The organism is Paenibacillus chitinolyticus NBRC 15660, assembly GCF_000739915.1.
GTDB lineage: Bacteria > Bacillota > Bacilli > Paenibacillales > NBRC-103111 > Paenibacillus_F > Paenibacillus_F chitinolyticus.
Map to the genome: position 1 here is coordinate 1 of NZ_BBJT01000021.1, position 13,247 is coordinate 13,247.

A 13,247-nucleotide genomic window follows, 5' to 3' on the forward strand; every position below is an offset into this window, starting at 1 on the left:
AACGTCGAACGGGGCGGTTCTGAACGTGATGTCGCCGATTCCAACGTTCCCTCCGGTAATTACGCTGCATCCGCAAAGCCCGCTGCCGGTGGTTGAAGGAAACCCCGCTTCTTTCAGCGTTATGGCTGCAGGAATGGGATTGACGTATCAGTGGCAGGAAGACAGTGGATCAGGTTTCCTAAACTTGCTGGGCGAGACGAACGCCACACTGACCATTCCGGCCGTGTCGATGGGCATGAACGGGTACACCTACCGCGTTGTCGTGTCGGGCATGGGAGGTCAACAGGTGACGTCGAACGGGGCGGTGCTGAACGTGCTGCCGCCGATTCCAACGTTCCCTCCGGCGATTACGGCGCATCCGCAAAACGTGCCGCCGGTGCTTGAAGGCGCTCCCGCTTCCTTTACAGTTATCGCCACGGGAACGGGATTGACGTATCAGTGGCAGTTAGACACCGGGTCAGGCTTCCAAGACCTGCAGGGCGAGACGAACGCCACACTGAACATTCCGGTGGTTTCGCAGGGCATGAACGGTTACAAATACCGTGTCGTCGTGTCAGGTACGGTAGGCCAGCCGGTTACGTCCACGGAAGCGGTTCTGACGGTGTATACCGTACCTTCCGAGCCTACTAACGTTACCGCCACGGCCGGTGACGGCCAAGCGGTCGTCTCCTTCACGGCTCCGGTTTCCGACGGAGGCACCGCGATCACCGGCTACGAAGTTACTGCTTCGCCCGGCGATAAAGTGGTAAGCGGCACGGCCAGCCCGATCACGGTAACCGGGCTTGCGAACGGCACCGCGTACACGTTCACCGTTAAAGCTCTTAACGCAGCGGGCGGAAGCGCGGCCTCGGTTCCATCGAATTCCGTCACGCCTTATGCTCCGTCAAGCGGCGGAGGCGGGGGTGGAGGTTCCTCAGAACCGAGCACGCCAACGCCGACCACACCGCCCGTTACGGAAGTACCGGCTAACGAAGGAGCCGATATCCTCGTTAACGGGAAGACGGAACGTGCCGGAACCGTGAAGTCGACCGAAGTAAACGGTCAATCGGTACTGACGGTTACGGTGGATCCGAAGAAGCTGGCCGAGAAGCTGGCGTCCGAAGGCCAACATGCAGTTGTGACCATCCCGCTTGCGAAAGATAAGAAAGCGGATGTGCTCGTCGGCGAACTGACGGGTCAAATGGTGAAATCCATGGAACAGAAGCAGGCCGTCGTTAAAATCTCCTTCGGAGATGTCACGTACACGATTCCTGCGGAACAAATCAATGTTAGTGCGCTGTCGGATCAGCTCGGCAAGCCGTCTGCACTGGAAGATATCAAAGTGCGCATCGAAGTAGCCGCTCCGTCCAAGGAAACGCTGAAAGTCGTCGAAAATTCGGCGGCCGCCGGGAATTTCACGCTGGTAGCTCCGGCGCTCAACTTTACGGTGAAAGGTACTTACGGCGGCGCAACGGTTGAAGTGTCCCGTTTCAACGCTTACGTAGAGCGCACCATTGCCATCCCGGATGGCGTGGATCCCGGCAAGATTACAACCGGCGTTGTCGTGGAAGCGGACGGTACCGTCCGTCACGTGCCGACCCGGATCGTAAACGTAAACGGGCACTATTTTGCGAAAATCAACAGTTTAACGAACAGCACCTACTCCGTGATCTGGCACCCGATCGAATTCCGGGACGTTGCCGGGCACTGGGCTCAGAATGCGGTCAACGATATGGGCTCCCGCATGGTCGTAAGCGGAGTCGAAAACGGCACGTTTAACCCCGATACGGCGATCACACGTGCGGAGTTTGCGGCCATCATGGTGCGAGCACTAGGACTTAAACAGGAAAAAGCGTCCGCGCCTTTCTCGGACGTGAACGCGTCGGATTGGTACAGCGCTGCGGTTCAAACCGCTTACGCGTATAAGCTCATCGGCGGTTTTGAAGACGGAACTTTCCGTCCGTCCGACAAAATCACCCGCGAACAAGCCATGGTCATCATGGCAAAAGCGATGAAGACTACCGGCCTCCGAGACAAGTTGCCGTCCAAAGAAGCGGCGGAATTGCTGGCTCCTTATGCGGATGCCGCAGCGACTGCCGAATGGGCGAAAAGCGGCGTGGCCGATTGCCTGCAGGGCGCAATCTTTGCGGGTAGAACCGCCACGGAGCTGGCTCCGAAAGCGTCGATTACAAGAGCGGAAGTCGCCGCCATCGTGCAAAGACTTCTTCAGAAATCCGAACTGATTTAAGAAGAGAAGAGTTATTTCTCCAGCGGTCTTTCAAACGGCTGGGGAATAACTCTTTTTTCATGCAAAAAGAGAGAAAACAAGCGCATATATTTTTAACGGAGCGGTTGACTTCAAAAAATGGAATAGGTACTATAAAACTAGGAATTAGCACTCAGGACATTGGAGTGCTAACTATGATCTTGCGGAAGGAGATTCACTCATGGCCAAGAAGCAGTTTAAAGCGGAATCCAAGCGTTTGCTGGAAATGATGATTAATTCGATTTACACCCAGAGGGAAATCTTTTTAAGAGAGCTGATTTCGAATGCCAGCGATGCGATCGACAAAATTTACTACAAAGCCCTGACGGACGACAACCTGGCGTTCAACGCCGACAATTATTTCATTAAATTAAAAGCCGACCGGGCCGGCCGTACGCTGACGCTTTCCGATACGGGAATCGGTATGACCAAAGAGGATCTTGAAAACAACCTGGGCGTAATCGCCAAGAGCGGTTCGCTCGCTTTCAAGAAGGAAAACGAAGCCAAAGAGGGCCACAACATTATCGGGCAGTTCGGCGTCGGGTTTTATTCGGCTTTCATGGTGGCGGACGTCGTTACGGTCATCAGCCGGGCGCTGGGCAGCGAGGAAGCGTTCAAATGGGAGTCCAAAGGCGCGGACGGTTACACGATTGTGCCTGCCGACAAAGAAACGGTCGGAACCGAAATCATTTTGAAAATTAAAGAGAACACCGAGGACGACAACTACGACGAGTATTTGGAAGAATACCGCCTGAAGGCGATTATTAAGAAATACTCCGATTTTATCCGTTATCCGATCAAGATGGACGTATCCGGACGCAGACCCAAAGAAGGCAGCGACGACGAATTCGAAGAATACCAGGAAGAACAGACAATTAACAGCATGGTTCCGATCTGGCGCAAAAACAAAAATGAGCTGACGACGGAAGACTATGAAAACTTTTATGCGGAAAAACGGTACGGGTTCGACAAGCCGCTCAAACATATCCATATCAGCGCGGACGGCGCCGTCGTGTACAAAGCGATCCTGTTCATCCCGGAAAGTACTCCGTTCGATTATTACACGAAGGAATACGAGAAAGGTCTTGAGCTGTATTCCAACGGAGTTCTGATCATGAACAAGTGCGGGGATCTGCTGCCGGATTACTTCGGTTTCGTAAAAGGTATGGTCGATTCGGAGGATCTGTCTCTGAACATTTCCAGGGAAATGCTGCAGCATGACCGCCAGCTGACGCTGATCGCCAAAAATATCAAAAACAAAATCAAGAGCCAACTGCAAGGCATGCTCAAGGACGAAAGAGACAAATACGAGCAGTTTTACAAGTCTTTCGGGCGTCAGCTTAAGTTCGGTGTTTATAACGACTACGGCACCCACAAGGACGATCTTCAAGACCTGCTCATGTTCACTTCTTCCAAAGAGAAAAAGCTGGTCACGCTCGATGAATACGTATCGGCCATGCCGGAAGACCAGAAGTACATTTACTACGCGTCCGGGGAGTCTATCGACCGCATCGAGAAACTTCCGCAAACGGAGATGGTCCTCGACAAAGGCTACGAGATTCTGTACTTCACCGACGATGTCGACGAGTTTGCCATTAAAATGCTGATGGCTTATAAGGAAAAAGAATTCAAATCCGTGTCCAGCGGCGACCTCGGAATCGAGCCGGACGCGGCGGACAAGCAGACGGAAGAAGAGGAAAACGACAGTAAGGATCTCTTCGAAGCTATGAAAGCGATCCTGTCGGACAAAGTGAAGAACGTCAAGGCGTCCAAACGTCTGAAATCCCATCCGGTCTGCCTGTCTACCGAAGGCGAGCTGACGATCGAAATGGAGAAAATTTTGAAGGCCATGCCGAACGGACAGGAAGTCCAGGCCGACAAAGTGCTGGAAATCAACGTCAACCACGACGTGTTCTGCTCCCTTAAAGAAGCGTATGCAAGCGATAAAGACAAGCTGAACCTGTACACGAACCTGCTGTACAATCAGGCTCTTCTGATCGAAGGTCTCCAAGTGAGCGACCCGGTCGAATTTACGAACAATATTTGCAAAATCATGGTCTAAGCCGCCCGGCGGTTCAGACAAAAAGGCCCGTTCCTTCCGGAACGAGGCCTTTTTTGCATGTCCGTGCTTGCATGTCCGTGCTAGGGAAAAGCTGAACTGCGCAGGCAAGCGCAAGCATAAGCATGAAGGCGAAACGGCTTCGTTCAAGGCCGATCCTGCGGAGGATGCTTTCCGGCTCATAAAACCAGCCAAAGCTGGGAATAATTTAGTTGTCCCGGACTGTTTAGTTACACCGGACGAACAGTACACCTTTGACTAACTGATCTCCGGAGGAACCGATGACCTATACGAACGAACAACTCAGCCAAAAAGCGAGGGAACTTGCACTGCAGCACGTAACGACCTTGCCGCGTACAAGGCCCGCTTATATCGAACAACATTTTAAGAAGGACATAGAAAGCTTAAGGGATTTTGTTCTTTCCCTGCAGACGGTTCATGCCGGCTGTACGCAACCGGCCGAGCAGTGGCTGCTGGACAATTCCGAATTTGTCGAAGAGCAGGCCCAGGAAGTCAGGGCTCTGCTCCTTCAGGACGCATTGGACCGCATGCCGAGACTGCGCGGCAGCGGGCTTCTCCGCATTCAGTCCATGATGGAAGACTATTTGACGCACGTCGAGGGAATTTTGAGCGAGGAAACGATACTTGCTTATATTCAGGCCTACCAAGAAGTGAGCGCCTTAACGCTGACCGAAGCCCGTTCGGTGCCGCTCATTCTGCGTCTGGTTCTGGTGAAGAAGCTGGCGGAAACGATGGCTTTCGTCCGGGAGCGCCGCGAAGTCTGCATAGACGTCGGGCGCATCCTTTCCTTGATCGAGCCTGCCGCTTTAAGTCCCGAGACGGTCCATCTCCAGGTGGAAAAAGCGGGCCTCACGCTTCCTTTGCCTGGCCCGTGGATCGTCCATTTAATCAGCCATCTGCGGGAATGGGCCGGGGACGCGGCTTCCGTCCGGGAATGGCTGATTTGCAGTTATGAGAACGGGGCGGAGGACCTCGACCGCATCGTTTCTTACGAGCATCGGCTCCAGACGGCTTATCAGGCCCGGGCGGGGAGCGTAATCACCAGCTTGCGCAAGAACGAACGCTGGGACTGGAACGATCTCTTCGAGCAGATCAGTCTGCCGGACCGGACGCTCCGCCAGGAGTATACGGGCGTGTACCCGCTGCTCGACGCGTACAGCCGGAACCAGATTCTCGCCGAAGTGGAGCGGCTTGCCCGCCGTCTGCGGGTGCCCGAGAATCTGGTTGCCGGACAGGCGGTGGCGCTAGCCAGGGAAGCGGCGGAGAGGGCGGACGCCGCCCGCGCCGGTTCCGGCAGCCCGGGTGCGGCCTCCGGTCACGCGGACGCTTCCGCCCGGAGCGAGGTCCTTATTCTCCATGAGAATGGAGAAGTTGCGGCGCCTCTGGCGGCGGGGGATCGCACCCGGCAGCAGTTTCCTTCCTATTATCTGCTCGAATCGGAAGGTGTACAGAAGCTGATCGCCTCGCTGCGGAAGTGCAGCTCTCCCCGGACGATGCCCGAGAACGCTATCTCCAGGCGCCGGGCCGGTACTTATTTCGCCTCGATGCTCGGCTTGTTCGCCGTGCTTTGGCTTATCGCGGCCGCATGGATCGGAATCGGGCATGGTTTGTCCGCTCTCGCCTGGGCAGTCGTCCTCGCAGCTTTACTATTGCCCGTGAGCGAATGGGGAATGAACTGGCTGCATTTCGGCATTGAGCGGATTTGCCGTCCGCGTCCCCTGCTCCGGTATGATTTCTCCGCAGGTGTTCCGGCGGAAGCCGGCACGATGGTGGTTATACCGGCGATCTGGTCTTCGCCCGACGAAGTGGCGGAGCTTGCGGACCGCCTGGAGGTGCACTATCTGGCCAACCGCGATTCCAACATCCACTATGCGCTTTTAGGCGATTTTACGGATGCGCCGGATGAAAAGCTTCCGGAAGATGACCGGTTGGTCCGTCTTGCCGAGGATAAAATTCGCGCGCTAAACGAGAAGTACTCCGCGGCAGGCGGAACAACGTTTCATTTTTACCAGCGGCGCAGGCTTTGGAATCCTCATGAGGGCGTGTACATGGGCTGGGAGCGCAAACGCGGCAAGCTGGTCGAATTCGTGGAGCTGCTGAGAGGCAGCGGCGATACCAGCTATGCGGTGAAATTCGGCGATGCGTCCGTACTGCCGCGTATCCGCTATCTGATCACGCTGGATGCGGACACGCAGCTGCCGATGGGCAGTGCGCAGCGGATGATCGGAACCCTGCACCTGCCGTACAATCGCCCCCGCCTGAACCAAGCGAGGACACGGGTTGTAGAAGGCTACGGGGTGCTTCAGCCGCGCATCGGGATCAGCCACGATTCGGCGATGCGCTCGCGGCTGGCGTATTTCTGGTCCGAGCCGGGCATGGACCCGTATGCGTTCGCGGCTTCGGACCCTTACCAGGATGCGCTGGGCCAGGGCATTTTTACGGGGAAAGGTATCTTCGATGTGGATGTGTTTGCCGAACTTCTGTGCGAGCGGATTCCCGATAATACCGTACTCAGCCACGATTTGCTGGAAGGCGGTTTTATGCGCGCCGCGCTGTTGTCCGATATCGAGCTGATCGACGATCATCCGGCCAAGTTTGTTTCCTACCAGAAGCGGCTTCATCGTTGGGTGCGCGGCGACTGGCAGCTTGTGTGCTGGCTTTTTTCCCGTATTTGCGACCGGCGGGGAGTGCTCCGGCCCATTGATTTATCTTTTCTGACCCGCTGGCAGATGCTGGACAACCTGAGGCGGAGTCTGCTTCCGCCTGCGGTGTTCGTCCTGCTTGTTCTCGCCTGGACCGTTTTGCCGGGATCGCCTTGGCGCTGGGCCGCCGTGCTGCTGGCGACGATGTTTCTGCCGCTGCTCCGGCAGTTGTTCATCCTCCCCCGGATTTACAAGCAGCCGAGACGTCTGCTGGCGACAGCCCTGCACGTAATGATCCAGATCTGGACGCTGCCTTTTCAAACGGCTGTGCTGCTGGATGCGATCGGCAGAACGCTGTACCGGGTGTTCGTCAGCAAGCGCCGGCTGCTGGAGTGGACCAGCTCGTCGCATATCGAGCGAAGCACCCGGGGACAGCAGCGCACACCACTTCTTCAAGCGGGCTGGGGGTATGTGCTCATTATCGTGTTTGCGCTCGCCTCGGCTGTACAGGCCTCGGCGTCCCTGTTGTGGGCCGGTCTCGCGCTAAGCTTGTTCTGGGCGCTGGCCCCTCTGGCCGTCTCATGGCTGGACCGGCCAGTGGAGCGGGAGGAAGCGCCGCTTGGAGCGGAGGAACAGGAGAAACTCCGGGTGCTGGCGAGACAAATCTGGTCTTTTTACGAAGACTATGCCGGTCCAAAGGATCATTACCTGCCTCCGGATAACGTTCAGGTAGACCCGCCGAACGGAGTGGCTCACAGGACGTCTCCGACCAATATCGGCTTTTTGCTGACTTCGGCGCTTGCGGCACGCGAATTCGGTTTTATCGACACTCCATCGCTGGTTGAAAAGCTGGAAAATACGATCGGGACGGTCGAAAACCTGGAGAAATGGCACGGTCATTTATACAACTGGTACGACACGCTGACGCTGGGGATTCTTCCGCCCGCCTATGTGTCCACAGTCGATTCGGGCAACTTCGTTGCAAGTCTGATGACGGTCAAGCAGGGCCTGGCAAGCTGGCTGGGGCAAGAAGCGGGAACGGAAGGCCGCTATATGGAGATTAACCGGGCACCGGCAGGGGCCTACGGGGTGGAATTTGCTGTCGATTTGGATCAGACCCCGCGCGGAGAATCCGCGTTGAACGGGATTGATGGAAATACGGAGGGAAAAGGCGAGGACCCTGACAACAGCCGGAACATCGGCCCCAAAAGCGGCTCCAAAAGCGGCAGCGGGCGTTCGGCAGTCCTGACGGCCGAAGGAAGCGGGCCCGAGCATGCGGGTCACGAGGCTCCGTCGAACCTTCCGGATTGGCTGACCCGCGGGCAGCAGCTTGTACAGCGGCTCGAATCGCTTATCGCGGCGACCGATTTTACGCAGCTTTACGATCATAAGGCCAAGCTCTTCGTTCTCGGGTACCACGGCGCGACAGGGGAACGGGACCGCATTTTGTACGATCTGCTGGCGTCCGAGGCGCGGCAGACCAGCTTCGTCGCGATCGCGCTGGGCCAGGTGTCCGTATCCCACTGGATGGCGCTGGGCCGCACGGTCAAACTCCAGGGGAACAAGACCACGCTGATTTCGTGGTCGGGTACGATGTTTGAGTATATGATGCCGTGGCTCATCATGCGGACTTACCGCAATACGCTCTGGGACAGCACTTACCGGGGCGTCGTCAAGCGGCAGATGGAATACGCGCATGAACGGGGCGTCCCGTTCGGCATTTCGGAATCGGGCTATTACGCGTTCGATTACCAGATGAACTATCAGTACCGGGCATTCGGTGTGCCGGGCCTCGGATTCAAGCGGGGACTGGAAGAAGATCTTGTGATCGCGCCTTATGCGGCGGTTATGGCGCTTCCGTTTGCCCTCCGGGAAGGGCTGGAGGACCTGAACCGGATGGAGGAGCTTGGAGCAAGGGGGAAATACGGCTTCTACGAAGCGATTGATTTTACGGCGGACCGAATGCCGCAGGGGGAAGATTGCAAAATTATCCGCAGCTTTATGGCCCACCACCAGGGCATGAGTTTGCTGACAATCGCGAACCTGCTTCTCCCCGTTAAAATGTACGATTATTTTCACAGCGACAAACGCGTCCAGGCGGCCGAACTGCTTCTGATCGAACGCATTCCGCCTCGCGAGTCGATGCTGACCCGGGAATTGCCGGGAAAGTCGCGTATTCAAAAACCGGAGGCGGAACGCACTTATTCAGCGCCGGAAAGCATAGCGGCCGACACGCCGGCTCCGGAAGTGGGCGTCCACTCCAACGGGACGTTTACGACGGCCGTTACCAACAGCGGAAGCGGGTTTATCCGCTGGAACGGACTGGCCGTTTCCCGCTGGAGGGAAGATCCCGTCGGAGACCCGTGGGGCGTGTACCTGTACATCCGCGATGTTACCCGGGAGAAGGTATGGTCCCCCGCCTTCCAGCCCTGCCGCGTTCCTTCGGACTCTCAGAGCGTACTCTTCTCCCAGGAGCGGACAACTTTCCGCCGGGAGGATGACGGCATACAGACCGTGCTTGAAATTACGGTCTCGCCCGAAATGAACGCGGAAGTCCGGCGGCTGACACTGGAGAACAAAAGCAGCGAGGCCCGCATCGTCGAAGTGACGACGTTTCTGGAAATCGCTCTGGCGCTGCCCGATGCGGACAAAGCTCATCCGGCTTTCACGAAGTTGTTTGTCGAAACGCAGTTTGAGGAGGAGACGGGCTGCCTGCTTGCCCGGAAACGTCCGCGGAATGCGGGAGAGAAGTCGATTTGGGCTTTTCACAACTTGTCGGCCTTCGGCGCGGTTCTCGGCCCGGCCGAATTCGAGACCGACCGGGCCGCTTTCATCGGCCGCGGTCATTCCCTAGCGAGGCCGAAAGGACTCGCTTCCCGCCTCGAGGGTACGGTCGGTTCCGTAGCCGATCCGGCTTTCGTCATGCGCCGCCGCATCAGCCTCAAACCGGGCGAGAGCATCCGGCTCTGCGCGGTTACGGGCGTCGCGGATTCGAAGGAGCAAAGCTTGAACATGGTCCGGCAGCTTTTTCAGGCGCAGCAGGTCGACAGAACCTTCCAGCTCGCCTGGACCCGCAGCCAGATCGATTTGCAGCATCTGCATATCACGCCGGCGGAGGCAGCCGTTTACCGGGCGTTGGCGGGCCGCGTGCTTTATAGGGGGCCGTTCAAGCCTGAGCAGGCGGAAAGCATCGCCGCCAATAGCAAAGGGCAGCAGGGCCTCTGGGCTTACGGAGTTTCCGGCGACAGACCCATCGTGCTGGCGAGAGTTGCCGACAGCGCAAATCTGCCGTTCGTGCAGAAGCTGCTTGGAGGCTTCGAATATTTGCGGCGGCACGGGCTGTTTTTCGATCTCGTGCTGTTTAACGAATCTCCGGGCGGCTATCAGCAGGAGCTGAGGGATGCGCTCGTCCGCTTGTCGGAGCAGGCAGCCGGGAATGCGGTTGCCGCCGGGCAGGGAGGCATCCATGTCGTTCCCGCTTCCGCAATGCCGCAAGAGGACCATGCGCTGCTGCTTGCGGCGGCGCGGGTCGTTCTGCGTGCGGACGGGCCCAGCCTGCGGGCGCAGCTGAAGATCTGGCCCCGGAAGGATGCCCGCGATGTGCCGCTGCCGGTTACGGCAGGGGAAGCGCCGTCTCCGCTCCGGCCGGATGCGTCCGCCGTCTCCGGTACGGCCGGGGCTGCGGCTGAGGCCTCTGGCGCAGCGGGCACAACCGGAGTCTCGGGCATCAACGGGGTTGAGGCCGCCGGCGCAGTTCCTGCCGCCGACACCTTATTTTTCAACGGGTGGGGAGGCTTTTCCCCGGACGGCCGGGAGTACCGGATCACGCTCAAAAACGGGGAGCATCTCCCGGCTCCGTGGATTAACGTGATGGCGAATCCGCGGTTCGGCTGTCTGGCCTCCGAGCTGTACACGGGATACACGTGGTGGCGCAACAGCCGGGAATGCAAGCTGACCCCGTGGTCGAACGATCCCGCCCTGGACCCGCCGGGCGAAGTTTTCTATATCCGCGATGAAGAAAACGGGGATTTCTGGCAGATGGCGCCTTCCCGGCGGCAAGATGATCCTTCCGTTTACCGGGTGGCTCACGGCAGGGGATATTCGCGCTACGAGCATGAAAGCCGGGGAATACGGCAGGAAATGACGGTATTCGTCCCGCTGGAGGACCCCGTCAAGATTGTCGAAGTGAAGCTGCGCAACACAACTTCACACAAGAAATCTTTGTCCGCTACCTACTATGCGGAATGGGTGCTGGGCGTCCAGCGGGAAGGGAATGCCTCCTTCATTATGACCGACTGGGACGACGAAGCGGACAGCCTGATCGCCCGAAACGCGTATCAGGAAAACTTCCGGGATGCCACCGCCTTCTTAACCGTGCATGCCGACGAAAGCAGCCTGTCCTGGACGGGCGACAGGCTTGAATTTATCGGTCGCAACCGGACGTTTGAAGATCCGGCTGCGATGAGCCGGCCCGACCTGTCGGGCGTGACCGGTCCCGTTTATGACGGATGCGGGGCCGTGCGGACGAAGTTTGAACTGGAACCGGGCGCCGCGCGGACGGTCTATATTCTTCTGGGCTGCGGAGATTCCCGCGAAGAAGCGGTGCGGATAGCCCGCAAGTACAGGGAATCTGATGCCTGCATGGCCGCTTATGAGGCTGTCCGTACGTTCTGGGAAGACTTGCTTGGAACCGTGACCGTGTCCACTCCCGTGCCGGAAATGGATATGATGCTGAACCACTGGCTCCTCTATCAGACACTGGCTTGCCGTATGTGGGCCCGTACCGCGTTCTATCAGGCGGGGGGAGCCTATGGGTTCCGGGATCAGCTCCAGGATTCGCTGGCACTGCTGAACAGCCGTCCGGACCTGACCCGCGCCCAAATTCTGCTTCACGCTTCTCATCAGTACGAAGAAGGGGATGTCCAGCACTGGTGGCACGAGGAGACGCACCGCGGTATCCGTACCCGTTTTTCGGATGACCTGCTGTGGCTCCCTTACGCCGTGTCCCGGTATATCGATCATACGGAAGACAGGAGCATCCTTGACGAAACGGCGCCGTTCCTTACGAGCAAACCGCTTGAAGCGGATGAACACGAGCGCTACGAGGAAACGGTCCTGTCCGGCAATAGCGATACGATCTTCGATCACTGTGTGCGGGCGGTAGACCGCGCTCTGAAATTCGGGGAGCACGGGCTGCCTCTGATCGGCATCGGTGACTGGAACGACGGCATGAGTATGATCGGCCCCGAGGGGCGGGGAGAGAGCGTCTGGCTGGGATGGTTCCTTGGAGATGTCCTCCAGGGCATGGCCGAACTTTGCGAAATCCGAGGTAAACAAGACCATGCGGTGCGCTTCCGGAGCCAGCGGGAGAAGCTGGCCGCGGCGCTGAACGAAAGCGCCTGGGACGGCCAGTGGTACCGCCGTGCCTTCACGGATGCCGGTCAGTGGCTCGGGTCGATCCACAATGCGGAGTGCCGCATCGATTCCATCGCCCAGTCATGGTCGGTCATCTCCGGCATGGCTCCGGACGATAGAGCCCGCCAGGCCATGAAATCCTTCGACCGGGAACTTGTCGACCGCAGCTTGTCCGTCGCCCATATTCTGACGCCTCCGTTCGACAAGACCGACCCGAGCCCGGGATATATCCAGGGGTATCCTCCGGGTATCCGGGAAAACGGCGGCCAATACACGCACGGTGTGATCTGGAGTATTGTGGCCTGGTGCGGTCTCGGGAACGGGGAAAAGGCGCTTGAACTGTTCCAGATGTTCAACCCTATCATGCATACCAAAACAGCGGCGGAGGTCCGGAAGTACGTCGGTGAGCCTTATGCCATGGCTGCCGATGTATACACGGAGCCGCCTCACAGGGGACATGCGGGCTGGACCTGGTATACCGGCGCCTCCGGATGGATGTACCAGGCGGGACTGGAGTGGATTCTCGGCATTAGACGCCGGGGCGCGAAGCTGTCCATCCGTCCTTGTATTCCTCCGGAATGGCCGGAGTTCTCGGCGGTATACCGCTTCGGGAAATCCGAATACCGGATCACGGTCCTTAATCCGTCGCGGAAATCAAGCGGTTGTATGCGTCTGACGATCGACGGACAGGAGGCGGATGGAGATTTCTCCTCCGGCGAAGGTCCGTTCGTTCCGCTGACAGACGATAACCGGGTTCACGAGATTGTCGTGACATTGTAATCCCGAGGGGGAGAAAGAAAGTCCTCCTCATAAAAAGACGATTCAAAACCTAAACTATTCAAGTTGTTAACCATCAACCTAGCGG

3 protein-coding genes are annotated in these 13,247 nt (G+C 57.8%); all 3 read left to right on the forward strand.

The genetic code is table 11. From position 1 onward, the window contains the following. The coding region (locus PCH01S_RS27655) for an S-layer homology domain-containing protein (protein WP_042235355.1) at positions 1-2,227 on the forward strand (2,227 nt) is incomplete at its 5' end. 199 nt (positions 2,228-2,426) lie between these two features. Beyond that, positions 2,427-4,307, forward strand: a complete 1,881-nt coding sequence (htpG, locus tag PCH01S_RS27660) for a molecular chaperone HtpG (RefSeq protein ID WP_042235357.1) — start codon at positions 2,427-2,429, stop codon at positions 4,305-4,307. Positions 4,308-4,585: 278 nt separating this feature from the next. Then, positions 4,586-13,162 carry a GH36-type glycosyl hydrolase domain-containing protein gene (locus PCH01S_RS27665; protein WP_042235360.1) on the forward strand — a complete coding sequence of 2,859 codons (8,577 nt, stop codon included), beginning with the start codon at positions 4,586-4,588 and terminating at the stop codon, positions 13,160-13,162. Positions 13,163-13,247: the final 85 nt, after the last annotated feature.

Coding starts and splice junctions, on each gene's coding strand:
- htpG (WP_042235357.1), top strand. CDS start 2,427: ATGGCCAAGAAGCAGTTTAAAGCGGAATCCAAGCGTTTGCTGGAAATG.
- PCH01S_RS27665 (WP_042235360.1), top strand. CDS start 4,586: ATGACCTATACGAACGAACAACTCAGCCAAAAAGCGAGGGAACTTGCA.